Source organism: Nonomuraea sp. NPDC004702 (assembly GCF_053601695.1).
Genome location: NZ_JBSGCE010000014.1, coordinates 158,697 through 183,087 on the forward strand (window position 1 = coordinate 158,697; position 24,391 = coordinate 183,087).

The 24,391-nt window shown below is 71.6% G+C and carries 23 protein-coding genes, 1 tRNA gene and 2 riboswitches; of the genes, 6 read left to right on the forward strand and 18 right to left on the reverse strand.

Annotation, left to right across the window (positions count from 1 at the left end; translation table 11 throughout):
- Position 1 precedes the first annotated feature (1 nt).
- From ACWEJ6_RS19810 to bcp, 5 genes are all read right to left on the reverse strand, one after another.
- Positions 2 to 754 (reverse strand): ABC transporter ATP-binding protein, encoded by a 753-nt coding sequence (locus tag ACWEJ6_RS19810; protein ID WP_452425179.1) that lies wholly within the window; start codon positions 752 to 754, stop codon positions 2 to 4.
- Positions 755 to 861: 107 nt separating this feature from the next.
- Positions 862 to 1,512, reverse strand: coding sequence for a response regulator transcription factor (locus tag ACWEJ6_RS19815; protein WP_397162495.1), 651 nt, complete (start codon positions 1,510 to 1,512; stop codon positions 862 to 864).
- Positions 1,512 to 2,681, reverse strand: coding sequence for a sensor histidine kinase (locus tag ACWEJ6_RS19820; protein ID WP_452425181.1), 1,170 nt, complete (start codon positions 2,679 to 2,681; stop codon positions 1,512 to 1,514). The genes ACWEJ6_RS19815 and ACWEJ6_RS19820 overlap by 1 nt, the downstream gene beginning before the upstream one ends.
- Before the next feature lie 243 nt (positions 2,682 to 2,924).
- A tRNA-Leu gene (locus tag ACWEJ6_RS19825) sits at positions 2,925 to 3,007 on the reverse strand.
- Positions 3,008 to 3,111: 104 nt separating this feature from the next.
- Entirely contained in the window at positions 3,112 to 3,585 is a 474-nt protein-coding gene (gene bcp / locus ACWEJ6_RS19830) for a thioredoxin-dependent thiol peroxidase (RefSeq protein ID WP_352350148.1), read from the reverse strand.
- Between the two features lie 151 nt (positions 3,586 to 3,736).
- Between bcp and ACWEJ6_RS19835 the strand changes: the two genes are divergently transcribed.
- Entirely contained in the window at positions 3,737 to 4,069 is a 333-nt protein-coding gene (locus ACWEJ6_RS19835) for a DUF3618 domain-containing protein (RefSeq protein ID WP_352350150.1), read from the forward strand.
- Positions 4,070 to 4,096: 27 nt separating this feature from the next.
- On the opposite strand, the gene ACWEJ6_RS19840 is transcribed toward ACWEJ6_RS19835, so the two are convergent.
- A complete protein-coding gene (locus tag ACWEJ6_RS19840; RefSeq protein ID WP_452425184.1) occupies positions 4,097 to 5,290 on the reverse strand; it encodes an amino acid deaminase/aldolase in 1,194 nt (397 codons plus the stop codon).
- 185 nt (positions 5,291 to 5,475) lie between these two features.
- On the opposite strand from ACWEJ6_RS19840, the gene ACWEJ6_RS19845 reads away from it, so the two are divergent.
- Together ACWEJ6_RS19845 and ACWEJ6_RS19850 are read left to right on the forward strand one after the other, a co-directional pair.
- Complete coding sequence (locus tag ACWEJ6_RS19845; RefSeq protein ID WP_352350154.1) at positions 5,476 to 6,057, forward strand: DUF6286 domain-containing protein; 582 nt, start codon at positions 5,476 to 5,478, stop codon at positions 6,055 to 6,057.
- Positions 6,057 to 6,569, forward strand: coding sequence for a hypothetical protein (locus tag ACWEJ6_RS19850; protein ID WP_397169565.1), 513 nt, complete (start codon positions 6,057 to 6,059; stop codon positions 6,567 to 6,569). Before ACWEJ6_RS19845 ends, ACWEJ6_RS19850 begins: the two co-directional genes overlap by 1 nt.
- 368 nt (positions 6,570 to 6,937) lie before the next feature.
- Here ACWEJ6_RS19850 and ACWEJ6_RS19855 read toward each other — a convergent pair whose 3' ends face one another.
- The 11 genes from ACWEJ6_RS19855 to ACWEJ6_RS19905 all read right to left on the reverse strand — a co-directional run bounded on the left by ACWEJ6_RS19855 (position 6,938) and on the right by ACWEJ6_RS19905 (position 19,048).
- The gene (locus tag ACWEJ6_RS19855) at positions 6,938 to 7,195 is read right to left on the reverse strand and encodes a Txe/YoeB family addiction module toxin (RefSeq protein WP_452425187.1); all 258 of its coding nucleotides are present in this window, start codon (positions 7,193 to 7,195) and stop codon (positions 6,938 to 6,940) included.
- Positions 7,192 to 7,452, reverse strand: a complete 261-nt coding sequence (locus ACWEJ6_RS19860) for a type II toxin-antitoxin system Phd/YefM family antitoxin (protein WP_352350160.1) — start codon at positions 7,450 to 7,452, stop codon at positions 7,192 to 7,194. Before ACWEJ6_RS19860 ends, ACWEJ6_RS19855 begins: the two co-directional genes overlap by 4 nt.
- A 49-nt stretch (positions 7,453 to 7,501) precedes the next feature.
- Positions 7,502 to 8,878 carry an L-serine ammonia-lyase gene (locus ACWEJ6_RS19865; protein WP_387667874.1) on the reverse strand — a complete coding sequence of 459 codons (1,377 nt, stop codon included), beginning with the start codon at positions 8,876 to 8,878 and terminating at the stop codon, positions 7,502 to 7,504.
- Positions 8,879 to 8,937: 59 nt separating this feature from the next.
- Positions 8,938 to 9,327, reverse strand: coding sequence for a glycine cleavage system protein GcvH (gene gcvH / locus ACWEJ6_RS19870; RefSeq protein WP_352324995.1), 390 nt, complete (start codon positions 9,325 to 9,327; stop codon positions 8,938 to 8,940).
- Positions 9,324 to 10,409 (reverse strand): glycine cleavage system aminomethyltransferase GcvT, encoded by a 1,086-nt coding sequence (gene gcvT / locus ACWEJ6_RS19875; protein WP_452425190.1) that lies wholly within the window; start codon positions 10,407 to 10,409, stop codon positions 9,324 to 9,326. The genes gcvH and gcvT overlap by 4 nt, the downstream gene beginning before the upstream one ends.
- A gap of 34 nt (positions 10,410 to 10,443) precedes the next feature.
- A riboswitch (glycine riboswitch) is annotated at positions 10,444 to 10,543 on the reverse strand.
- 20 nt (positions 10,544 to 10,563) lie between these two features.
- Positions 10,564 to 10,661: riboswitch (glycine riboswitch) on the reverse strand.
- A gap of 249 nt (positions 10,662 to 10,910) precedes the next feature.
- Complete coding sequence (locus tag ACWEJ6_RS19880) at positions 10,911 to 12,284, reverse strand: M28 family peptidase (RefSeq protein WP_364326137.1); 1,374 nt, start codon at positions 12,282 to 12,284, stop codon at positions 10,911 to 10,913.
- 71 nt (positions 12,285 to 12,355) lie between these two features.
- Entirely contained in the window at positions 12,356 to 14,650 is a 2,295-nt protein-coding gene (locus tag ACWEJ6_RS19885; protein WP_452425192.1) for a M4 family metallopeptidase, read from the reverse strand.
- Positions 14,651 to 14,872: 222 nt separating this feature from the next.
- The gene (locus tag ACWEJ6_RS19890; RefSeq protein ID WP_364324617.1) at positions 14,873 to 15,562 is read right to left on the reverse strand and encodes a gamma-glutamyl-gamma-aminobutyrate hydrolase family protein; all 690 of its coding nucleotides are present in this window, start codon (positions 15,560 to 15,562) and stop codon (positions 14,873 to 14,875) included.
- Complete coding sequence (locus ACWEJ6_RS19895) at positions 15,559 to 16,323, reverse strand: 3-oxoacyl-ACP reductase (RefSeq protein ID WP_364324614.1); 765 nt, start codon at positions 16,321 to 16,323, stop codon at positions 15,559 to 15,561. The genes ACWEJ6_RS19890 and ACWEJ6_RS19895 overlap by 4 nt, the downstream gene beginning before the upstream one ends.
- Positions 16,324 to 16,325: 2 nt before the next feature.
- Complete coding sequence (locus ACWEJ6_RS19900; RefSeq protein WP_397162504.1) at positions 16,326 to 17,669, reverse strand: aldehyde dehydrogenase family protein; 1,344 nt, start codon at positions 17,667 to 17,669, stop codon at positions 16,326 to 16,328.
- 8 nt (positions 17,670 to 17,677) lie between these two features.
- Positions 17,678 to 19,048 carry a glutamine synthetase family protein gene (locus ACWEJ6_RS19905; protein WP_387667863.1) on the reverse strand — a complete coding sequence of 457 codons (1,371 nt, stop codon included), beginning with the start codon at positions 19,046 to 19,048 and terminating at the stop codon, positions 17,678 to 17,680.
- A gap of 124 nt (positions 19,049 to 19,172) precedes the next feature.
- Here ACWEJ6_RS19905 and ACWEJ6_RS19910 point away from each other — a divergent pair, with 124 nt between their 5' ends.
- Positions 19,173 to 19,877: a FadR/GntR family transcriptional regulator gene (locus tag ACWEJ6_RS19910; protein ID WP_358283588.1), complete on the forward strand. Its 705-nt coding sequence runs from the start codon at positions 19,173 to 19,175 to the stop codon at positions 19,875 to 19,877.
- Between the two features lie 87 nt (positions 19,878 to 19,964).
- On the opposite strand, the gene ACWEJ6_RS19915 is transcribed toward ACWEJ6_RS19910, so the two are convergent.
- Positions 19,965 to 21,764: a DUF2264 domain-containing protein gene (locus ACWEJ6_RS19915; protein ID WP_452425196.1), complete on the reverse strand. Its 1,800-nt coding sequence runs from the start codon at positions 21,762 to 21,764 to the stop codon at positions 19,965 to 19,967.
- Positions 21,765 to 21,888: 124 nt separating this feature from the next.
- Between ACWEJ6_RS19915 and ACWEJ6_RS19920 the strand changes: the two genes are divergently transcribed.
- Both ACWEJ6_RS19920 and ACWEJ6_RS19925 read left to right on the forward strand, forming a co-directional pair.
- Positions 21,889 to 22,926, forward strand: coding sequence for a substrate-binding domain-containing protein (locus ACWEJ6_RS19920; protein ID WP_387667859.1), 1,038 nt, complete (start codon positions 21,889 to 21,891; stop codon positions 22,924 to 22,926).
- 107 nt (positions 22,927 to 23,033) lie between these two features.
- Complete coding sequence (locus tag ACWEJ6_RS19925; RefSeq protein ID WP_352350182.1) at positions 23,034 to 24,341, forward strand: ABC transporter substrate-binding protein; 1,308 nt, start codon at positions 23,034 to 23,036, stop codon at positions 24,339 to 24,341.
- Positions 24,342 to 24,391: the final 50 nt, after the last annotated feature.

Below are 24,391 nucleotides of genomic sequence, written 5' to 3' on the forward strand. Positions count from 1 at the left end.
CTCAGCCCTCCAGCTTCACGAGCGTGTCCAGGACGGCCTGCGGCGACGGCGAGGTGATCTCGGTGACCAGCTCGCCGTCGCGCAGGAACACCACCCGGTCGGCGTAGGCCGCCGCGACCGGGTCGTGGGTGACCATGACGATGGTCTGGCCGAGCTCGCGGACCGAGGTGCGCAGGAAGGACAGGATCTCCGAGCCGCTGCACGAGTCCAGGTTGCCCGTGGGCTCGTCGGCGAAGATCACCTGCGGCTTGCTGATCAGGGCCCTGGCCACGGCCACGCGCTGCTGCTGGCCGCCGGACAGCTCGGTCGGCCGGTGCCCGAGCCGGTTCCGCAGCCCGACGGTGTCGATGACCCGGGCGAACAGCTCCTCGTCCGCCTGCCGGGCGGCGATGTCCAGGGGCAGCCTGATGTTCTGCTCGGCGGTCAGCGTGGGCAGCAGGTTGAACGCCTGGAAGATGAAGCCGATCCGCTCCCGGCGCAGCAGCGTGAGCTGCCGGTCGGCCAGGCCGGTCAGCTCGACGTCGCCGATGTGCACCGTGCCCGAGGTGGCGGTGTCCAGGCCGGCCAGGCAGTGCATGAGCGTCGACTTCCCGGAGCCGGACGGGCCCATGATCGCCGTGAAGGCGCCGGTGGCGAAGGCCACGTCCACGCCGCGGAGGGCGTGGACCTGGGCGTCGCCCTGGCCGTACACCTTGGTCAGGGCCTTGGCCACCACCGCGGGCGGTGCCGCGCGCCAGGACTCGGTGAGGGTCACTTTCACTCCTTGTCGCAATTTCTCGTCGCGACCAACGTTAGGAGTGGAAATTTCAGGAATTGTGGGCCCTGAGGAGGGACTTCGTGTAGGACCTCAGACGACCCTCGTCAGCCTTTCGGCCGATGCGAGGGCACGACGAGCCCCGCCTCGTAGGCGTACACGACCACCTGGGCCCGGTCCCGCAGCCCCAGCTTGGCCAGCACCCGGCCGAGATGCGTCTTCACCGTGGCCTCGGCGACCTCCAGGCGGCCCGCGATCTCCATGTTCGACAGGCCGCGGGCCACCATGAGCAGCACCTCCCGCTCGCGCGGGGTCAGCTCGGTCGCCGCCGGCAGCTCCTCCACCGGCAACTGGGCGGCGAAGCGGTCCAGCATCCGGCGCAACGTGCGCGGTGAGACCACGGCGTCGCCCGCGTGCACCTGCCTGATGGCGTTGACCAGGTCGGCCGGCGGCACGTCCTTCAGCAGGAACCCGGCCGCGCCCGCTTTGATCGCGGCCAGGGCGTACTCGTCGAGGTCGAACGTGGTCAGGATCAGCACCTTCGGCCCGTCGATGCGCCTGGTCGCCTCGACGCCGTCCATGCGCGGCATGCGGACGTCCATGAGCACGACGTCCACCTCGACGCGGTCCAGCAGCTCCAGGGCCGTGACGCCGTCGGCGGCCTCGGCCACCACGTCGATGTCGGGCTGGGCGCCGAGCACCATCTTGAACCCGGCCCGCAGCAGCTCCTGGTCGTCGACCAGCATCACCCTGATCATCACGCCGCCCTGACAGTGGGGAGGCGGGCCAGCACCTCGAAGCCGCCGCCGGTCAGGGGACCGGCCGAGACCGCGCCGCCGTACATGCCGACGCGTTCGCGCATGCCGATCAGGCCGTGCCCGTCGGGGCTGCGCGGCGCGGCGGCGCCCCGCCCGTCGTCGGTCACCCGGACGACCAGCTCCGGCCCGCCGTAGTCGATCTCGACCCGCGCCCGGACGTGCGGGCCGCCGTGCTTGAGCGCGTTCGTCAGCGCCTCCTGGACGATGCGGTAGACGGCGAGCTGCTGACCTTCGGGAAGCTCGCCGGGCACGCCGCCGATCCGCAGGCTGGCGGGCACGCCGGCGCCGCGTACCAGCTCTTCGAGCTGGCCCAGGCCGGGCTGCGGGGTGTAGTCGGTGCCGTCGTCCTCGTTCTCGCGCAGCACGCCGACCATCCTGCGCATCTCGGCCAGGGCCGCCCGCCCGGTCTTGGAGATGTTCCGTACGGCCAGCCGGGCCTGCTCGGGGTCGCTGTCGAGGGCGAAGCCCGCGCCGTCGGCCTGCACCACCATCACGCTGACATTGTGCGCCACCACGTCGTGCAGCTCCCTGGCGATCCTGGTGCGTTCGGCCGCCGCGGCCATCCTGGCCTGCTGGTCGCGTTCGCGCTCGGCCCGCTCGGCGCGTTCCTCCAGCCCTTCGAGGTAGCGCCGGCGGGTGTTGGCGTACAGGCCGGCCAGCCAGATGGTGACGACGAAGATCGAGCCGCTGAAGAACATGCCGAAGGTGGCGACGGACCAGTTCACCAGCGCCAGGAAGATCCCCAGCTCGGCCACCAGCCCGGCGGCCAGCGCCCACCGGAACGCGCACTCGGAGGCGACCGTCCACAACGCCACCATGACCGCGAGGTTGGCGGGCAGCGGGTCGACGTGGGCCAGCCACTGCCCGAAGGAGGCCAGCGTGATCACCGCGTACGCCGCCAGCGGCCTGCGCCGCCACAGCAGCGGCGCGATCAGCAGCACCGAGAGCGCGACGTAGCCCGCCACGCCCAGGTACCGGCCGCCCCCCGCCGGGGTGAGCGAGGCGTAGGGGATCGCCAGAAGCAAGCTGAAGACGGCGAGGGGGGCGACCCGCAGGACGCTCACCAGCCCGCCGTGGCGCCTCGACCACGCCCGTACCCTGCCGAACACATCATCACGATATGTAGGCCACGCCGCGGGTTTGTCCGCCTGGAGGGGGAAGTCCGCCTACGACCCAGGTCTTACATGGGTCTTACGGGGGACCAGGCATGGTGGTACCTGGGAGCGCCCCTCGCGGGCGAGTAAAGGGAGATCGTGATGGCGGATCATGATCGAGACGCGGGTCGCGCGGTGAAGAGGAAGCACCGCGCGACCCGGCCTCCCGGACGGCGCGGCCCGCGCAGCCGCCGCGTGTGCGGGCGGGGGGACTCGAACCCCCACAGTGTCTCCACCAACAGGACCTAAACCTGCCGCGTATGCCATTTCGCCACGCCCGCGATCCCGCCGAGGCGGGCTGGGAACAGCTTAGCGCTCCGGCCGTGGCCGGGCAGCCTTCCGCGACGACCGCGGGCCCCCTGTCGGCGGGGCCCGCGAGCCGGGGTCAGGCCAGGCCGAGCTTCTTCTTGAGCGAGGCCACGTGGCCGGTGGCCTTCACGTTGTAGAGCGCCTGCTCGATCTTGCCGTCGGCGTCGATGACGAACGTCGAGCGGATCACGCCGATCATCTCCTTGCCGTAGAGCTTCTTCGGGCCGTACGCGCCGTACGCCTGGTGGACGGCGAGCTCCGGGTCCGACAACAAGGGGAAGGTCAGGGCGTCGCGGGCGACGAACTTGGCCAGCTTCTCCGGCTTGTCCTTCGACACGCCGAGGACGACGAAACCCTCGCCGGTCAACTGGCTGAGGTTGTCGCGGAAGTCGCAGGCCTGTTTGGTGCAGCCGGGCGTCATGGCGGCGGGGTAGAAATAGAGGATCACCCTCTTGCCGCGCAGGCTGTCGAGGGAGACGGTGCCGCCGTCGGCGGTGGGTAGCGTGAACTCGGGCGCGGCGTCGCCGGGCGCGAGCTTGGTCTCTGTCATGGGCCCTCCTGAGTTCCTCCGGCAAACCTACCGGCCCGGCCGCTGTGCCGTACGGCACGCCGACCTGACAGACTGATCACGACCAGAACGGACGGAGCTCGCGACGGACAACGTAGCGGGCGCGACCACGCGTACGGTCGAAAGGAGAGCCATGGCTGACACCGATCCCGACGAGTTGGAGCGGCGGATCGCGCGCACGCGCGCGGAGTTGGCGCAGACGGTCGACGCCATCGCCGACCGGGTGAGCCCCAAGCGGGTCGCCGAGCGTACGGTCGCCGATGTCAAGACCCGGGCGGGCCACTTCGTGGCGTCCGTGGGGGACGCCCTCGGGGTGACCGCCCGCCCGGTCGACTACGGCGACAAGCCCGAAGGGGTGTGGGAGGACGAGCAGCCCAACCTGGCGCCGGTGCTCATCGGCGTCGGCGCGGTGCTGGTCGTCGGCGCCGCGATCGTGCTGTTCCGGCGCAGGCGCCGCCGGCGCTGAGCGGGTGTGCCGGGGCCGGGGCCGGGGTCACAGGAACGTCCGGCCCTCGCCCCGGTACGTCGGCACCGACTCGGCCAGGGTGTCGCCGTCCACGAGGTGGAGGGTGTCGAAGCGCTCGCACATCTCGCCCGCCTTGGCGTGCCGGAACCACACCCGGTCCCCGACCCGCAGCTCCTGGGCCGCCTGGCCCAGCAGCGGGGTCTGCACCTCGCCCGCGCCCTCGTCCTGCGCGTACCGCAGGCCGGCGGGCAGGTACGGCTGCGGCAGCCGGCTCGGCCCGGGAGGGCCGGAGGCGAGGTAGCCGCCGCCCAGCACCGTCACCGTGTCCGGCCCCGGCCGCCGGACGACCGGCAGCGCGAACAGGGCCGCAGGACGCCCGGTGAAACGCCGGTAGAAGTCGAACAGCCGCGGGTGGAAGAAGCCCGATCCGGCGGCGACCTCCGTGATCGCCTTCTCCCTGACCGTCGTCTCGATCGAGCCCGTGCCGCCGCCGTTGACGAACTCCAGGTCGGCGACCTGGCGCACGGCGTTCACGACGCGGCCGCGGCGCAGGATCAGCTCGCGGGCCGAGCGGGCCTGCATGACCCGGACGACGCGGGCGAAGGCGGCGTTGCCCGGCGGGGCGTCGCCCACCCCGGCGATCTGCGCCTCGTAGGCCATGAGCCCCACCAGGCGCAGCCCCGGACGCTTGGCGATGGCCGTGGCCAGGTCGGCGGCCTCGTGGGGCTCGCGCACGGGGGAGCGGAGCGCGCCGGCCCTGAACTTGCCGCCGAGGGCGACGTAGCCGGCGTCCAGGTCGAGGGAGAGCCGCAGCTCGGCCCTGGGATGCACGTCCGACACGGCCTGCTCGACGAAGTCGAGCTGCTCGCGGGAGTCGACGGTGATCGCGATCTCGGCGGCTGCCCGCGGGTCGGCGGCCAGGGCGGCGAGCGCGTGCCGGTCGGCCGTGGGGTAGGCGACCAGGATGTCGGTGAAACCCTGTCCGGCCAGCCACAGGGCCTCGGGGAGGGTGAAGGCCATGATGCCGCGGAAGCCGTCCATGGCCAGGATGCGTTCGAGGACCGCGCGGCTGCGCACGGACTTGCTCGCCACCCGGATCGGCTTGCCGGCGGCGCGGCGCACCAGGTCGGCCGCGTTGGCCCGCATGGCCGCCAGGTCGAGGATCGCGAAGGGCGGTTCGAGCGCGGCGGTGGCGCGGTCGTAGCGCCGGCGGTCATCCATGTCAGCAGGGTAACGGCATATCGGGCGAATGAATATGAGTGAAGTTCATATTCCTTTCCGGAGCGCGGGAGAGGTTCACTTTCCTTGGTGCGGCCGTAATGATCGGGCAAATGGGCGGCGAGGGCGCGGTCGCGGCCCCCGCGCACCCATGTACGTCTGTCGTTGTGATGACCACGCTTCAGCAGATGGTGCCCGCAGCCATCACCGCCCAGCACCACACCGGGCTGCGCAGGGCGAGACGGGCGCTCAGACCGGCGCGCACGCTGCCCGGCGCGCTCGTCGCGCTCGTCCTGGCCGCCGTGCTCGGCGCGACGACCGCCGAGGTGGTGACGTCGCTGCTCGGCAAGCCGCTGGGCTGGGTCCCGGTGAACGAGGCGGTCGAGCTGGCCGGCGCGCGGACCTGGCCGCAGGTCTCCTCGGCCGCGCTGCTCACCGCCGGGGCCGGGCTGCTGATGCTGCTGCTCGCGATCGTGCCGGGACGGTCCAGGACGGTCCCGGTCGAGACGTCCGACCCGCTGATCGTCATCGGCATCACCCGCGCCGGGCTGCGGCGCACCCTGCGCGCGGCCGCCCAGAAGGTCAACGGCGTGGACCGGGCCCGGGTACGGCTGCGCCGGCGCACCATCGAGGTCACCGTCGTGACCGGGCCGGAGAGCTCGGGCGCGATGCTCCGGCAGGTCGGCACGGCGGTCGGCGACCGGCTGGCCGGCGTCGGCACGCTCGGCACCGGCGAGGTCGTCGTCCGGCTGCGCAGGAAGGGCGTGTGATGCGGCAGTACACGGGCAACCGCGTCGGCCTGGCCCTGGTCGGCCTCGCCCTGCTCGCCGTGGGCGGCTACGGCTGGCTGCGCGGCCGGGGCCTGCTGTTCGACCTGCCGCGCAACGCCAAGGTGCTGCCCGCCGAGTTCGCCCGCACGCTGGCCGCCGACCCCTGGACGTTGTGGCTGCTGGCCTTCGCCATGCTGATCCTGGCCATGCTCGCCGTGCGCTGGCTGCTGCTCAGCCTGGGCTGGGGACGCCGGGGCGCGGCCAGCGGCACCGGCACGGCCATGCTGTGCGTGGGCCTCAAGGGCGTGGACGGCCTGGGCCGGGCGGGCGTACGGGTCGCCGACAACGGCCTGCGCGTCGCCCTGACCTGCCCCTCCGACGCGGACGTCGGCGCGGTGGTGACCAAGCTCGACCAGGACATCGTCGGCCGCATCCGCCGTGAGGTGCGCGACGACGAGACGCCTGCGGTCGTCCGCGTGCACGTCCGCCGCCAACCGGCCGAGCGCCGCTGACCAGTCAGCCGGCTGCTCGTAGCTGAAGGAAGAAGGCGCGACTCGGCGCCTTCGTCGTCGAATCCGATCGGGAGGTCGTCATTCACCGCATCATCGGCGCGTTCGCCGCCGCAACCCTCGCCCTCGCGCTCGCCGCGCCCGCCGCCCACGCGGCGACGGGCGACGGCTTTCCGCTGATCCCCTGCAAGATCGGGGAAGACGGCCAGATGCACTGCGTGGGGGACCACCTGCCCGGCCTGCTGGCCCAGGCCCTCAGCCCCGCGGTCGGCCTGATCTGCGTGGACAGCCACACCACCACGGTCATCTGCCGCTCATCCGCCTGAACCCCGGCCCCCGGCCCTCTCCCACGCGGAGGGGGCCGGGCGGGTCTACTCGTAGTGGTAGCGAGCCTCCAGGACGACGATCTCGTCGTGCAGGACGAGGTACACCAGGCGATGCTCGTCGGTGATGCGCCGGGACCAGGCGCCCGCCAACGCGTACTTGAGGGGCCCGGGCTTGCCGATGCCCTCGTAAGGATCGCGCAGGACATCCTCGACGAGCCGGTTGATGCGCTTGAGCACCTGCCGGTCAGCCGTCTGCCAGTGGACGTAGTCCTCCCAGCCCTGGCTGGTGAACGCCACCTTCACCGAGCAGCCTCGTCGCCCAGCAGTTCGTGCCGCTCATGACGCCCTTGGATCGCCTCCTGATAGGACTCGATCAGCCGGCGGGCGTTGGCCGGGGAACGTAGCAGGTAGGCCGTCTCCTGGAGTGCTTCGTACTCCTCTGCGGCCACCAGGTAGGCGCTGCCGCTCTTGGACACGATCTCCACGGCGGTGCGGTCGTTGTTGACCTCTTCGATGAGGGGAAACAGACGACGGCGAGCCTCGCTGGCGGTGATGGACATGGTCGCCTCCTCCGAGTGGTACAACTTCACGGTACCACTCGGAGGCGGGTCAGCACTCGATGACGTTGACGGCCAGGCCGCCGCGGGAGGTCTCCTTGTACTTGTCGAGCATGTCGCGGCCGGTGTCGCGCATGGTCTTGATGGCCTTGTCCAGCGCCACGTAGTGGCGGCCGTCGCCGCGCAGGGCGATCCGGGCCGCCGTGATGGCCTTGTTGGAGGCCACCGCGTTGCGCTCGATGCACGGGATCTGCACCAGGCCGCCGATCGGGTCGCAGGTCAGCCCGAGGTTGTGCTCGATGCCGATCTCGGCGGCGTTCTCCACCTGCTCGGGGGTGCCGCCCATGACCTCGGTCAGGCCGGCCGAGGCCATCGAGCAGGCCGAGCCCACCTCGCCCTGGCAGCCGACCTCGGCGCCGGAGATCGAGGCGTTCTCCTTGAACAGCACGCCGATCGCGGCCGCCGTGAGCAGGAAGCGCACCACGCCGTCGTCGTCGGCGCTCGGGACGAACTTGGTGTAGTACGTCAGCACGGCCGGGATGATGCCCGCGGCGCCGTTGGTGGGGGCGGTGACGATGCGGCCGCCGGCGGCGTTCTCCTCGTTGACGGCCAGGGCGAACAGCGCCACCCAGTCCATCGCCTGCAGCGGGTCCTTCTCGGCCGACTCGGCCTGCAGCCGCCGGTGGAGCTGGTTGGCCCGGCGCTTGACCTTCAGGCCGCCGGGCAGCACGCCCTCCTTGCTGATGCCGCGCCGCACGCACTCCGACATCACCCGCCACAGGTTGAGGATGCCCGCGCGGATCTCCTCCTCGGTGCGCCCGAAGGCCTTCTCGTTCTCCAGCATCAGGGCGGAGATCGACAGGCCGGTGTTCGAGCAGTGCTTGAGCAGCTCCTCGCCCGAGGCGAACGGGTAGGGCAGGACGGTGTCGTCGGGCTTGATGCGGTCGGCGCCGGTGGCCTTCTCGTCCACGACGAAGCCGCCGCCGACGGAGAAGTAGACCTTCTCGCGCACGGTCTCGCCCTGCTCGTCGCGGGCGGTGAAGCGCATGCCGTTGGGGTGCTCGGGCAGGGAGATCTTGCGCTCGAAGACGAGGTCCTGGCCCACGACGAAGGGGATCTCGTGCTCGCCGTAGAGCTTGACCGTGCCCGCGGCGCGCATCTCGGCCAGGCGGGCGTCGACGGAGTCGACGTCGACCAGCTCCGGCTTCTCACCGGACAGGCCGAGCAGCACCGCCTTGTCGCTGCCGTGGCCCTTGCCGGTCAGGCCGAGCGAGCCGTACAGGATGACCTCGACGCGGGCCACTCGGGGGAGCAGGCCGTCGTCGTGCAGCCCGCGGGCGAACTTGTGCGCGGCGGCCATCGGGCCGCCCGTGTGGGAGCTGGACGGTCCGATGCCGATCTTGAAGAGGTCGAAGACGCTGATCGCCATTGATGGGCGCCCTTCAGTTCAGGAAGTGCCGGGGCCCGCGGCGGGCCCCGGCGTTGGTGTCAGGACTCGCCTGAGGTGAGCGCCGTGTACTCCTCGGCGGACAGCAGGTCCTCCGCGTCGCCCTCCATGCGGACGCGGAACATCCAGCCGTCGCCGTACGGGTCGCTGTTGGCCAGCGACGGGTCGTCGGCCACGGCCGAGTTCACCTCGACGATCTCGCCGCCGACGGGCGCGTAGATCTCGCTCACCGACTTGGTGGACTCCACCTCGCCGACCGAGTCACCCGCCTCGACGGTCGAACCGACCTCGGGGAGCTGCACGAAGACGACGTCACCAAGAGCCTCGGCGGCGAAGGCCGTGATGCCGACGGTCACGGTGATGCCGTCGTCCACGCCCGACACCCACTCGTGCTCCTTGGTGTAGTTCAGGTCGTCAGGGATGTTGCTCACTTGTTCCTCCTGTAGAAGGGCAGCTCGACCAGGTCCATAGGTTCATGGCTGCCCCGGATGTCCACGGCCAGACCTGTGTCGGCCCCGGCGTCCACGTAGGCCATCGCGATGGGCTTGCCCAGGGTCTGGGAGGGCGCACCGCTGGTGACCTCGCCGACGACGGCGCCGTCGCGGGTGACCGGGTAGCCGTGACGCGGCACCCGGCGGCCCTGGGCGACCAGGCCGACGAGGCGGCGGCGGGGCTGGTCGTCCTTGACCGCCTCCAGTGCCGCCCTGCCGACGAAGTCACCGGGCTTGTCGAATTTCACCACTCTGCCCAGCCCCGCGTCGAACGGGGTCAGGTCGGAGCTCAGCTCGTTGCCGTAGAGCGGCATGCCGGCCTCCAGCCTGAGGGTGTCGCGGCTGGACAGACCGGCGGCGCGCAGCCCGTGCGGCTCGCCCGCGGCCTCCAGGGCGCGCCAGAGCGGCACGGCGTCCTGGTTGGCGACGAACAGCTCGAAGCCGTCCTCGCCGGTGTAGCCGGTACGGGCGATGAGCGCCTGGCGGCCGTCGACCACGCCGGGCAGGCCCGCGTAGTACTTGAGACCGTCGAGGTCGGCGTCGGTGAGCGTGGCCAGGATCTCCTGGGCCTCCGGGCCCTGGATCGCGATGAGGGCGTACTGCTGGGAGCGGTCATCGACCGCCGCATCATACGACTTAGTACGATTTTTCAGCTCATCCGCGACCTTGTCGGAGTTCGAGGCGTTGGCCACCACCATGAACTCCTCGTCCGCCAGCCGGTAGACGATGAGGTCGTCGAGCACCCCGCCGCGCTCGTCCACGATCATCGTGTACCTGGCCCGGCCGGGCGCGAGCGCCGACAGGTGGCCGACCAGCGCGTAGTCGAGGGCCTCTCCGGCCTGCGGACCGGTCAGGAAGATCTCGCCCATGTGCGAGAGGTCGAACAGCCCGGCCGCCTCGCGGACGGCTTTGTGCTCCGCGGACTCGCTGCCGTACCGGAGCGGCATGAGCCAGCCGGCGAAGTCGGTCAGCGTGGCGCCTAGGGCCTCGTGGACGTCTCGTAGCGGCGTAGGTCGGGACATTTGTCGCACCTCAGGACAGGATTGGATGCCAGCATCCTCCCCCTCTGTCATGGATGCCTGAGAGCTTCGCCCGAGTTTTACCGGACTTTCACCTTCGGCGAGGCCCCGAGGGCCTGCTTTCCAGAGGTCACCTCCCCGTAAGAACGCCTTACAGGGCTGCCGCGCGGTCCTTTGCCTTGAGAGGTTCGCGGGGAGGGCTTGCTCCTTCAGGGACCCTGACCGGCTGTCAGGGTGCTCTCCCGCACGGTTTCGCCGGTGATGTCCGTCAGCCTAGTGCCGTCATGGGGGTGTTGTCGCGCTTCGCCCTCCACCATCCGCGGCATCCGCGACATCCCGCACGCAGCGAAAAGCGGCCGCGGCCCCGGAGAGGCGGGGTCGCGGCCGCGTTGGTGGCCGCGCGCGAGCCGGTCATGGCAGGTCAGCTCGCACGCGGCAGCTCGGGGCGGGCCGGCGGTGACCGGCCCGCGCGGGATCAGGCCCTACAGACAACAGGCCCTGAGGTCAGGCCCGCGCCCAGAGGGCGGGCACGTTCGGCGGCTCCCAGCCCGGCAGGCTGGTGTGCGCCTGGAGGCAGCGGTAGCTGACCCCCTGGTAGGTGACGACGTCTCCGGCCGTGTACGACTTGTAAGCCGTCCAGGTGGTGCCCTGGCCGTCCCCTCCGACGGTCAGGGTGAAGGACGCGGAGTGGTCCGCCGTCGCCCCGTCGCCGTTGATCCCTATGGTGTACGTCCCCGCCGCGACGCCGCTGGTGGTGGCGATCGTGACGGTGGACGACTGGCCCGCCTGAACCGTGGACGGGCTGAAGGAGACGGTGACCCCGCTCGGCACGTTCCCGGCGGAGAGCGCGACGCTCTGCGCCTGGCCGGACGTGACCTGGGTACTGACCGCCGCGGTAGCCGACTGACCGGCCTGGACCGATGCCGACGACGGGGTCACCGAGATCGAGTAGTCGTTCTCCGTGGGCGTGCTGGTGCCCACGGCGAGCTTCCATATGGCGTACGCGATGGCGTCGGAGTTGCGGTCGAGCGCCGTGGTGTTGATGGCGCTCGGGTAGCTGTCGCAGGCGCTGTGGTAGCAGCGGTCGAACGCCTGCCCGGCCGAGCCGCCCCACTTGGCGGCCTGGGCCGAGCTCTTGACCGCCCCGGCCCCCGTGGCCAGGCCGCCGACCCGGACGCCCGCGCTCTTGAACGAGGCGTGGTCGCTGCGGCCGTCGCCCTCCCTGTCGCCCTCGGTCTGCAGGCCGATGGTGGCGAAGTAGTCGTTGAAGGTGCGCTGGATCGCCGCGTCGTCGTCGTAGACGAAGTAACCGGCGTTGGTCGAGGCGATCATGTCGAAGTTCAGGTACACCTCGACGCCGCTCGCGCCGCCGTTCTGCACGTAGTACCTGGACCCGACCATGCCCGCCTCTTCGGCGCCCCACCAGCCGAACCGCACGTGCTTGGTGAGGGTGGGCTTGCGGGCGGCGAGGGTGAGGGCGTTCTCCAGGAGCGCGGCCGAGCCGGAACCGTTGTCGTTGATCCCGGGGCCGGCCGCGACGCTGTCGAGGTGGGCGCCGAGCATCACGGTCTGGTTGGCCGGGCCGCCCGGCCAGTCGGCGATCAGGTTGCTGCCGCCGCTGAAGTTCTGCACGCGGGTGGTGAAGCCGGCCGCGTCCAGCTTGCCCTTGATGTAGTTCATCGAGGCGGTGAAGCCCGGCCTGCCCGAGGCGCGGTTGCCGCCGTTGCTCGTGGCGATGGACTGCAACTGGCTCAGATGCGCCGTCACGTTCGCGACGGGGATGTCGGGCGCGGGGTCGGCGGCGGCGCCGGCCGGTCCGGCCGGCGTGGTGAGGGTCAGGGCCAACGCGGCGGTGGCCGCGGCGCCCAGCCTGAGCATGGCGTTCACGATCTGTGGCTCCTCAAGGGGGTTGGGCGGCCACCCCGGCGTGGCCGCCCAGGTCGTGCGACTTAGACCGGCTGCCAGAGGGCAGGGGTGTTGGGCGGCTCCCAGCCCGGCAGGCTGGTGTGCGCCTGGAGGCAGCGGTAGCTGGTGCCCTGGTAGGTGACGGTCTGTCCGGCCGTGTAGGCCGTGTACGTCTGCCACGTGGTGCCCTGGCCGCCGCCCACCGTCAGGCTGAAGGAGGCCGAGTGGTCGGCGCTCGCGCCGTCGGCGTTCAGGCTGATCGTGTACGTGCTGGGCGTCACGCCGCTCGTGGTCGCGAACGTCACCGTGGACGACTGCCCGGCGGTGATCGTGGACGGGCTGAAGCTGACCGTCACGCCCGCGGGCACGTTGCTCGCCGCCAGGGCGATGCTCTGCGCCTGACCGGCGGTGACCTGCGTGCTGACCGTGGCGGTGGCCGACTGACCGGCCTGCACCGAGGCCGACGACGGGGTCACGCCGAAGGAGTAGTCGTTCGGCGAGCTCTGCCCGATCTGCAGGTTGTAGGTGGCCTGGCGGTCCACGTCGGCGCCGTCGGCCGTGATGGCGATCGAGTGGCTGCCCTGCGGGCTGCTCGCCGAGGTGGTGATCGTCAGCGTCGAGCTCTGCCCCGCGGTGATGGTGGCCGGGCTGAACGAGGCCGTCACGCCGGCCGGCAGGGTGCCGGTCCGCAGGGTGATCGACTGCGCCGAGCCGCCGGTCACGGTGGTGCTCACCGTGGTCGTGGTGCTCTGGCCGGGGGTGACGCTGCCTGAGGCGGGGTTCAGGTTGACCGAGAAGTCGTTGCTGCCCTGGGTGCAGGTCGGCTCGCCGGACTGGGCCCGTACGCTGACGCCGTCCCAGGCGTTCTTGACCACGTTGAACTCGGTGCAGCTGCCCGGGTACAGGGTCTTGGCGGCCTGGAGGGTGGCGACCCTGGCCTTGGCGTGCGTCCAGGGCTGGGTCTTCATGTTCAGCGCGGACATGAACACCTCACCGGCCTTGCGGATGCCGATGCCGGTGATCGCGGCGCCGTTGTCGCAGCGGGTGCTGGCGGGCTTGCCCGAGGGGTTGGTGCCCTCGGCCACCAGGTAGAACCAGTGGTTCTGCGGGCCGGCCGCCGCGTGCACCTCGGTGTTCGGGATGGAGGCGCTGTAGCAGTTCGGGTGGCTGAGGGCCGACGGGTTGTACATGTTGCGGATCGGCCCGGACCCCGAGAGGTTGACCTCCTCGCCGACCAGGTAGTCCGGCGGGTCGTTCGGGTTGTTGGCGTACGCCTCGGTGAGCGCGCCGAAGATGTCGCCGGTGGACTCGTTCATGCCGCCGGTCTCGTTGCCGCTGCCCGAGCCGCCGCTGGTGAACTGGAAGATGCCGTGGCCGAACTCGTGGCCGACCACGTCCATCGACGTGAGCTGCTGGGAGTTGGCGGAGTTGTGGCCGAAGGAGCCGTACTGGCCGTTCCAGTAGGCGTTGACGTCGGCCAGGCCGACGCGGGCCGGGTAGCCGCCGCCCTGGCCGTTGATGCCGTTGCGGCCGAGCCAGGCGCTCAGCATGTCCCATTCCCGCTGCGCGGCGTAGAGCGCGTCGACGCAGGCAGTCTCCAGGTTCGTGCCCGAGCCGTTGCCCCAGGTGTCGGTGGTCTTCGTGTACGGCGAGCCGTTCTGGCCGCCGCACGCGACGCCGCTCCTGCGGGGGTCGCGCATCGTGTACGAGGGGCTGGTGTCGATGGTGACGGTGCCGACGTAGTAGCTGTTGCCGGTGCCGTCGCGCACCTCGTCCCAGTCGTCGATGACCTTGCCGGTCAGGGCGTCCACGTAGACGTGGAGCTTGGTCTCGTGACCGGCGGCGGTGGCGCCGGTGACGAGGACCTCCCAGGCCAGCCGCGGGGTCGTCGTGGTGGCGTGCACGGACAGCACGGGCGTGGCGACGGTCTCGACCCTGGCCACCTTGGCCCTGGCCGTCACGGCGGCCTGGGCCGCGGTGACCTTCGCCTTCGTGCCGATCCCGATCTTCGTGCGCTGCCCGGTGGCGACCGTGTCGACCACCGCGCCGGAGGCGTCCGTGGCGACGACCACGTCGCCGCCGTAGACGGGCAGGCCCGCGTGCTTACGGGCGTAGGTCAGGTACTGCAGGCCGCGGACGCCTTCGACGGTCGACGTCAGCGTGAACGTGTCCTGCTCGGATGCCAGCAATGCCGCCGAGTCGGCCAGGATCGCGTTGTGCGCGGTGGCGATCGCGTTCCTGCGCTCGTCGGGGCTGGGAGGATCGGCCACCTGCGACGCTTGGGCTGTGGCGCTCGTGGCGCCCACCAGCGAGCTGGTGGTCAGGGCTAGCGCGAGCATTGCGGCAGCCCCCAACCTGAGTTTGGGGTTCACTCTCTGGCTCCTCAGGGGGGTGTGGAGTGGAAGAGCCCCGGCCGGCTGGGGATGAACACAGGGTGACACCGGGATGGCGCGACCCGGTACCCAACAAGTTTCCTATAACGCGGTGGTATGGCCCCCTGAGCTGGGATTTCGCGGGATTTTAGGGCGCAGAAAAGGTAAAGAAGCTTTCCAGTAACGGTCTCAGCAGGCCGCCGTGAACGCCTCGAAGAGCGCCGGTCCCTCGCCCGCCTCCGGGTGCCACTGGACCGCCACCGCGAACCCGCCGGAGTCGAGCTCCACCGCCTCGATCGTCCCGTCGCCGGCCGTGGCGGTGACCGTGAGGCCCCGGCCGAGCCGGTCGATGGCCTGGTGGTGGTAGTGCGGGACCGCCACCGGGTCCGTGCCGAGCACCTTCGCCAGGCGGCTGCCGGGGACGGGCGTGACCGGCAGGTGGCCGAACTCGCCGGGCGCGGGGGAGTGGCCGGTGTGCCCGGTCACGTCGGGCAGGTGCTGGTGCAGGGTGCCGCCGAGCAGCACGTTGAGCACCTGCAGGCCGCGGCAGATGCCCAGGAACGGCAGCCCGGCCTCCAGGGCCGCCGCCAGGAGGGCGAACTCGGCCTCGTCCCGGAACTCCCGGACGTAGCCGGTGCGCTCGTGCGCCGCCCGGCCGTACCTGGCCGGGTCGACGTCGCCGCCGCCGGCCAGGACGAGACCGTCGAGCCGCCCCACGACCTGGGCGGGATCGCCGGCCGGCGGCAGCAGCACGGGCTGCCCGCCGGCCTGGACGATCTTCTCGACGTACATGTACGGCAGCAGCGCGACGGGCAGGTCCCACACGGTGAACCGGGCGGGCTCGACGTACGTCGTGACGCCGATGACCGGACGGGTCACAGCGGCGTCACGTACGCGCCGGAGATGCCGCCGTCCACCAGGAACTCGGCCCCCGTGATGAAGGAGGCGTCGTCGCTGGCCAGGAACGCCACGGCGGCGGCGATCTCCGACGCCTCGGCGAAGCGGCCCACCGGGATGTGCACCAGACGCCGCTGGGCCCGCTCGGGGTCCTTGGCGAACAGCTCCTGCAGCAGCGGCGTGTTCACCGGCCCCGGGCACAGCGCGTTGACCCGGATGCCCTCGCGGGCGAACTGCACGCCCAGCTCGCGCGACATCGCCAGCACGCCGCCCTTGGAGGCCGTGTACGAGATCTGCGACGTGGCCGACCCCATCACCGCCACGAACGAGGCGGTGTTGATGATCGACCCCTTGCCCTGCCGCCGCATGTACGGGATGGCGTGCTTGCAGCACAGGTACACGCTGGTCAGGTTCACCTCCTGGACGCGGCGCCAGGCGTCGAGGCCGGTCTCCAGGATCGAGTCGTCGTCGGGCGGCGAGATGCCGGCGTTGTTGAAGGCGACGTCCACGCTGCCGTAGGTCTCGTGGGCCGTGGCGAACATCCGGACGACGTCGTCCTCGCTGGTCACGTCGGCCTTGACGAAGAGGCCGCCGACCTCGCCCGCGGCCTTGGCCCCGGCCTCCTCGTCGATGTCGACGCAGACGACCTTCGCGCCCTCCTGCGCGAACCTGCGCGCCGTGGCCAGCCCGATGCCGCTGCCCGCGCCGGTGATCACGGCCACGCGGTCCTGCAAACGCTGCACTGTCACTCCCAGGAGATGAAGACGTTCTTGGTCTCGGTGAAGGCCGTCAAGGCGTCGGGGCCGAGCTCACGGCCGAGGCCGGACTGCTTGAAGCCGCCGAACGGGGTCCAGTAGCGCACCGAGGAGTGCGAGTTCACCGACAGGGCGCCCGACTCCACCGCGCGGGCCACCCGCAGCGCCCGCCCGACGTCGCGCGTCCAGATGGAGCCGCTCAGCCCGTACGGGGTGTCGTTGGCGATGCGCACGGCCTCGGCCTCGTCGGCGAACGGCACCACCGACACGACCGGGCCGAAGATCTCCTCGGTGAAGGCGCGGTCGGTGACCTTGGAGGTGAGCACCGTCGGCGGGAACCAGAAGCCCTTGCCCTGGGGGCAGTCGCCCTGGAGGTAGGGCGTGCCCTCGACGAAGCCGCGGACGCGTTCCAGGTGCTCGGCGCTGATCAGCGGGCCCATCTCGGTGGACTCGTCGAGCGGGTCGCCGACCTTGACGCCGCGCACCGCCGCCGACAGGCGTTCCAGGAACTCGTCGTACACCTCGGCCTGGACGAGGATGCGCGAGCGGGCGCAGCAGTCCTGGCCGGAGTTGTCGAAGACCGCATAAGGGGCGGTTTTTGCTGCTTTTTCGAGATCCGAGTCGGCGAAGACGATGTTCGCGGACTTGCCGCCCAGCTCCAGCGTCACCCGCTTGACCTGCGCCGCCGCCTTCGCGGCGATCTCCTTGCCCACCTCCGTCGAGCCGGTGAACACGATCTTGGCCACGCCGGGATGCTCGACCAGCCGGGCCCCCGCGACCTCCCCTGCCCCGGGCAGCACCTGGAGCACCCCCTCGGGGAGGCCCGCCGCCAGGGCCAGCTCGGCCAGCCGCAGCGCCGTGAGCGGAGTCCATTCCGCCGGCTTGACGATCACCGTGTTGCCCGCCGCCAGCGCCGGGGCGACGCCCCACGACATGATCAGCATCGGGAAGTTCCACGGCACGATGACGCCCACCACGCCCAGCGGCTCCTGGAACGTGATGTCCACGCCGCCGGGCACCGGGATCTGCTTGCCGTGGTTGCGCTCGGGGGCGGCGGCGTAGAAGTGCAGCACGTCGCGGACGGCCCCGGCCGCCCAGCGCGCGTTGCCGATCGGGTGCCCGGCGTTGTCCAGCTCCAGCCGGGCCAGCTCCTCGCCGTGGGCGTCCACCAGGTCGGCGAAGCGGCGCAGCAGCCGGGCCCGGTCGCCCGGCGCCACCTCCCGCCAGCTTCGGTACGCCTTCGCGGCCCGCTCCACCGCCCGGTCGACCTCGGCCGCGTCGGCCATCTCGACCTCGGCGACGACCTCTTCCGTCGCCGGATTAACGATCCTCATGCCTACCGTCACATTCGCTCGAAACCACGGAACAGCTCCCAGTCCGTCACCGCCGCGTCGAAGGCGGCCAGCTCCACGCGCGCGTTGTTCGCGTAGTGCTCGACCACGTCCTCGCCGAACGCCTCCCTGGCCAGCTTCGACCCCTCGAACAGGGCGAGCGCGTCCCGCAGCGTGTGGGGCACGGTCTCGGCGCCGGAGTCGTAGGCGTTGCCCGCGAAGGCGTCCTCCAGCGGCAGCTCCCGGTCGATGCCGTCCAGCCCGGCCGCGATCAGCGCCGACACCGCCAGGTAGGGGTTGACGTCCCCGCCCGGCACCCGGTTCTCCACCCGCAGCGACGGCCCGTGGCCCACCAGCCGCAGGGAGCAGGTGCGGTTGTCCACGCCCCACTTGACGGCGGTCGGCGCGAAACTACCGGGCACGTAACGCTTGTAGGAGTTGACGTTGGGGGCGTACAGCAAAGTGAGCTCGCGCATGCGGGCGAGCTGCCCGGCGATGAACCGCGCGCCGAGCTGTGAGAGCCCGTACGGCCCCTCGCCCGCCATCGCCAGGCCGCCGTCGAGGCCGCGCAGCGAGATGTGGATGTGGCAGGAGTTGCCCTCGCGCTGGTTCGGCTTGGCCATGAAGGTGATCGAGCGGCCCTCCTGGGCGGCGATCTCCTTGGCGCCGTTCTTGTAGATCGAGTGGTTGTCGCAGGTGCGCAGGGCCTCGTCGTAGCGGAAGGCGATCTCGTGCTGGCCCAGGTTGCACTCGCCCTTGGCCGACTCGACGTACATGCCGGCGCCCTCCATGTCGCGCCTGATGCGCCGGAGCAGCGGCTCGACGCGGGCGGTGCCGAGGAGGGAGTAGTCGACGTTGTAGAGGTTGGCGGGGGTCAGGTCGCGGTAGGCGCGCCGCCAGGCGTCCTCGTAACTGTCGTCGTAGACGACGAACTCCAGCTCGGTGCCCACGTACGCGGCCAGGCCCCGCTCGGCCAGGCGGGCGAGCTGGCGGCGCAGGATCTGCCGCGGCGAGGCGGTGACCTCGCCGCCCTCCTCCCAGGCCAGGTCGGCCATGACCAGGGCGGTGCCGTCCTGCCAGGGGACCCGGCGCAGGGTGGACAGGTCGGGCTTCATCGCGAAGTCGCCGTAGCCCCGGTCCCAGGAGGACATGTCGTAGCCGGCGACGGTGTTCATGTCCACGTCGACCGCGAGCAGGTAGTTGCAGCCCTCGGAGCCGTGGTGCAGCACCTCGTCCAGGAAGTAGCGGGCGGAGAGCCGTTTGCCCTGCAACCTGCCCTGCATGTCGGCGACGGCGAGCAGCACCGTGTCGATCCGGCCGGAGGCGACCTCGCCCCGCAGTTCCTCGACGGACAGGAATCCGTTGCCCGCTGGTTCGCTCACCCTAGGTCGCTCCGATCTGCTCTGAAGCGCTTTCCCGTTGATTGGGCTAGTCTCAGACCATTGATGTGCATGCCGGGATCGCTTGTCAAGACCTGAGGACACCTTGGACGATTCGGCGCGTTTGATGACAGTGCTGCGCCCGGTGAAGGCGGGAAACGCCTTCGAGGAGACCGTGGAACGGCTGCTCCAGGCGATCAAACTGGGCGTGGTGGCGTACGGCGACAAGCTGCCGCCCGAGCGCGAGCTCGCCGTGCGGCTGGGCATCAGCAGGGTCACCCTGCGCGAGGCCATCCGCGCCCTTCAGGACGCGGGCTACCTCGACGTGCGGCGCGGCCGGTACGGCGGCGCGTTCGTCACCTATGTCCCGCCGCGGCCCGACGCGGGCGACCTGCGGCAGGCGGTGGCCGACATGGGCATGGCCGAGCTGTCGGACGCGCTGACGTTCCGGCTGGCGGTCGAGTGCGGGGCGGCGCAGGTGCTGGCCGCGGCCGAGCTGACCCCGGCTCAGCGCGAGGTGCTGCTGCGCCGGCTGGCCGAGCTGGACGCGGCGCCCCTGGAGGACTACCGGCGCCTGGACACGGCCTTCCACCTGTCGATCGCCGAGCTGACCGGCTCGACGCTGCTCGCGGCGACGTGCGCCGACGCCCGCTCCCGGGTGAGCGACCTGCTGAACGCGATCCCGATGCTCCAGGTGAACATCGAGCACGCGGCCGCCCAGCACCGGGCCATCGTGGACGCCATCCTGGCCGGCGACCCGGACGCGGCCCGCCGGGCGATGGCCGAGCACCTGGAGGGCACGGCAGCCCTCCTGCGCGCCTTCCTGGCCTGAGCGTGGGCCTGAGCGTTGGTCTGAGCGCCTTTCCGGCCTGAGCGCCTTCTGGAGGGCCGACGCGTGGGCCTCAGCCTGGGCGGGTCGTCAGGCGGCGGTGTCCGGGGTGCGGACCTGGAAGGTGTGGCGGGTGCCGTCGGGCCAGATCAGCGTGAGCTCGTCAGCCGTCACCGCCGCCGACGGCACCGTCAGCGTGATGTCGTCGGCCGCCGCCGCCGACGGCGGCCCGGCCGGGTCGCCGTCCAGGACGGCCGCGCTGACCGCCCAGCCGTCCGCCGCCACCCCCTCCAGCACCGGCACGGCCGCCGGGGCCCCGAAGGCGCTGCCCTCGGGGTCGTCGGCGACGTAGGCCCGGCTGTAGCCGCGCATCGCGACCAGCTCGGAGACCAGCCCGTCGCCGTCCCGGACCCGGACGCCGGGCCCGCCGGCCGGGTCGGCGTGGTCGGCGTGGTCGGCGTCGGCGGACGCGACGAGCGCCCAGCCGCTCTGCCGGACCGCGGAGCCGGGCGCGACCCGATGGACGCGCACCTCGACGGCCCCCCTGATCACGCTCAGGCTCTCCACACCGGCGCCCGCCGACGCGGCCCACGCCAGGTCGCCCGCCGAGCCTGCCCCCCGAGGGGTGATCGTGCCGCGCCCGGCGACCGTGCCGTCCGGGCCGACCACGCCGAAGTGGTTGTCGGGGACGCCCGTCGTCGGCGCGGTGCGGGTGGAGTAGGCGTAGCGGTCGTACAGGGGGTCGCCGGGGTGGTGCTGGCTGCCGTGGTTGAGCAGGCGGGCGACGTCGCCGGTGTGCTGGACGACCAGTCCCGGACCGGGCAGCGCGGCCAGGCCGGTGGGGCCGGGCTCCTCGGTCGCGGTCCACACCGGATGGCCGGCCGGCAGCAGCAGCCCCAGGAACGCCTTCGACGCCCAGTACGGCGACGCCGAGCCGGAGTAGGACTGCAGCGAGGGCTCGTGCGGGCCGTGCCAGCCCAGCGTGAGCAGCCCCTCGGGGGAGAGCGCGCCCTCGTCGAGGAAGCGGCGCAGGACGCCGGAGGCGATGCGGCGGGTCTGGCCGGGGGAGAGCGGGGTGGCCTCCAGCAGGGCGCCGGCGAAGAGCGAGGTCGCCGAGGCGAAGCGGTAGGTGAGGGAGCGGCCCTGGTAGAGCATGCGGCCGTCCTGGTCGAAGGTGAGGGCGTAGCTCTCCAGGAAGCGGCGCAGGCGGGGCCCGGGGGAGCCCTGGCCCGCCAGGTGGGCCAGCAGGGCCGGGTAGAGGTGCATGGCCCAGCCGTTGTAGTGGTCGAAGGAACGGTTGTCGCCGTCGGCGTACCAGCCGTCGCCGGCGTACCAGGGCTCGATGCGGGCCAGGCCGCGCTCCACCGCCGCGCCGGCCTCCTCGGCGTGCAGGCCGGCGGCCGACAGGAAGCCGCCCACCATGGCGGGGAACAGCCACCAGTTGTTGTCCACCGGCTCGTGGCGCAGCGCCCCGGCCAGGTACGCGGCGACGCGTTCGCGGGTGGCGGGGGACAGGCGGTCCCACAGGCGCTCGCGGGTCAGCCAGAGCGACAGGGCGATCGAGGCCGCTTCGACCATGGGCTGGGTGCGGTCCTCGATCGGCTGCCAGACGCCGGGGCCGGACTCCAGGCCGCGCGCGTACGGGGCCAGCAGCTCCTCGGGGCCGCCGCCGGCCACGCGGAAGGCGGCCAGCAGGAAGGTGCGCGCGTACCCCTCCAGGCCGTCGCAGCGCGACCGGCTCTCGCGTCCCGGCAACGTGATCACGGCCCCGTCCGCGGAGCGGTACGGTTCCACCGCGGCCAGCAGCCCGTCGGCCACCGCCTCCCAATGGGCGCGGGTCCAGCCGGTGTACGGGCTGAGCGTTCGATCCTCCGGCGGAAGCGGGAACATGCGGCACTCCAAAGGGACGTCCGGTCTCGGCCGGGACCTTAGCATCCTGATCGAACGAAAGCATCCGTTCAAAAACGAAAGCACTTCCCGCTAGGATCGTAGGGTCGAGTCAGAAGGAGTCGCGGTGTTCGCCGAACAACGTCATGAACTGATCCTGCGCGAGGTGCGCGAGCGCGGTTCCGTACGCCTGGCCGAGCTGGTCGACCGGCTCAACGTCTCGATGGTCACCCTGCGCAGGGACGTCGAGCACCTGGCCGGCCAGGGCCTGGTCAACCGCGTGCACGGCGGCATCACCCGGCCCGAGTCCGCGCCCGCCCCGGCCAGGGAGCGCTCCCTGACCCTCGGCATGCTGGTGCCCTCGGCCACCTACTACTACCCGGCGGTCATCAGGGGCGCCCGCGAGCAGGCCGAACGGCTGGGCGCGCGGCTCGTCCTCGGCGTCTCGCGCTACGACGACGAGGAGGACCGCACCCAGGTCAGGCAGCTCGTGGACGGCGGCATCGAGGGCCTGCTGCTCACCCCGAGCAGGCAGCCGGACGCCTCGCACGAGGACTGGCTGGCCGAGCTGGGCGTGCCGGCGGTGCTCGTCGAACGGCGGGCCGAGCTGGGCGGGCCCGCCTCGCTGCTGGACGCGGCGGCCTCCCACCACGCCCACGGGGCCTTCCTCGGCACGCGGCACCTGGCCGAGCTCGGGCACCGGCGCCTGGCGATGGTCTCGCGGGACAGCCCGACGGCCCCCCGGGTGCGGCACGGGTTCCTCGCCGCCGTCCGCGACCTGGGGCTGGCCGAGCCCGTCCACCTCGACGTCGCCCAGGAGGGGCCCTCGCGCGAGCAGGTGGCCGACGTGGTCGCGGCGATCAGGGGCGGGGTCACCGCCATGCTGGTGCACAACGACGAGGACACGTTGCTGCTGGTCCAGCACCTGCGGACGGCCGGGGTGCGCATTCCCGAAGAGGTGTCGCTGGTCGCCTACGATGACGAGGTGGCGGCGCTCAGCGACCCCCCGCTCACGGCCGTCGCGCCCCCCAAGGCCGCGGTCGGCCGCTGTGCCGTCGACCTGCTGGTGAGCCGGATCCAGGAGGGCCCGCGGCGCCCCGCCCAGCACGTGGCGCTGCTGCCCGAGCTGAGGGTCCGGGAATCCACGGTCGCGCCACGTCCGTGACGTTACGCATCCATTTCGTTATTGATCGATTTGTGGCCTCTCTCTAGACAACCGATCGAGTATGAGCGAATGATGCCTTATCGATCGAAAGCGATGAGGAGCCATCGATGGGACGCAAGAGCGCCGGCATTGCCGGACTGCTGGCCGGTATGAGCCTGCTCGCCGCCGCGTGCGGCAGCACGGAGCCGGCGCAGCCCGCGGGCGAGGCGGGCAAGCCCGCCGAGGTCACCTTCTGGGGCTGGGCCAAGGGCACCCAGCAGGTCGTGGACGCCTTCAACAAGTCACACAAGGACGTCCAGATCAAGTACGAGGAGATCCCCTCGGGCAACGCGGGCGGCTACGCCAAGTTCTCCAACGCCGTCAAGGCCGGCAACGCCCCCGACGTCATGTCCGTGGAGTACCCGCAGCTGCCCGACTTCGTGAACCAGGGCGCCCTCCAGGACATCTCGGCCGACGTGGCCGACGTCAAGTCCAAGTACCCGGCCGAGGTCTTCGGCCTGGTCGAGCTGGGCGGCAAGGCGTGGGCGCTGCCCATGGACGCCGCGCCGCAGGTGTTCTTCTACCGCAAGGACCTGTTCGAGAAGAACAAGATCGAGGTCCCCAAGACCTGGGACGACTTCCGCGCCGCCGCCGAGAAGGTCAAGAAGGCCGACGGCAAGTCGCGCATCGCCACCTTCTTCCCCGACGACCCGAGCGTGCTGGCCGCGCTGTCGTGGCAGGCGGGCGGCAAGTGGTTCGGCACCGAGGGCGACGCCTGGAAGGTGACGATCAACGACGAGCCCAGCAAGAAGGTCGCCGAGTACTGGCAGGGCCTGGTCAAGGACGACCTGCTGAAGGTCCAGCCGTCCTTCAGCCAGGAGTGGAACGCCGCCTTCGAGGACGACACCCTCTGGGGCTACGTCGGCGCCAACTGGGGCGCGGGCGTCATGAAGGGCAACCACGCCGGCCAGGCCGGCAAGTGGGCCATCGCGCCGATCCCGAACTGGGGCACCCCGGCCAGCGGCATGCTCGGCGGCACCACGTTCGGCGTGAGCAAGGGGTCGAAGAACGCCAAGGCCGCCGTCGAGGTCGTCAAGTGGCTGACCGGCTCGGAGGAGGCGTGGACCGCCCGCCTGTCCTCGGGCACCTCCAGCGGCTTCCCGGCCATCGCCGACCTCGTGCCGGTCGCGGCCAAGAGCTTCGACGCCTCCTTCTACGGCGGCCAGGACATCTACGCGCTGTTCGCGGAGTCGTACAAGACGGTCCAGCCCGGCTGGACGTGGGGCCCGAGCATGGTGCAGACGCTGACCACGTTCAAGGACGCCCTCGGCAAGGTCTCCAGCGGCGGCACCACCATCCCCGGCGTGCTGGACGCCGCCCAGACGGCCACCGTCGGCGAGATCAAGAGCCGCGGCCTCAACGTCGCCCAGCAGTAGCACGACGCTCGCGGCGGAGCGCCGGCTCCGCCGCGACCCACCGAAAGGCA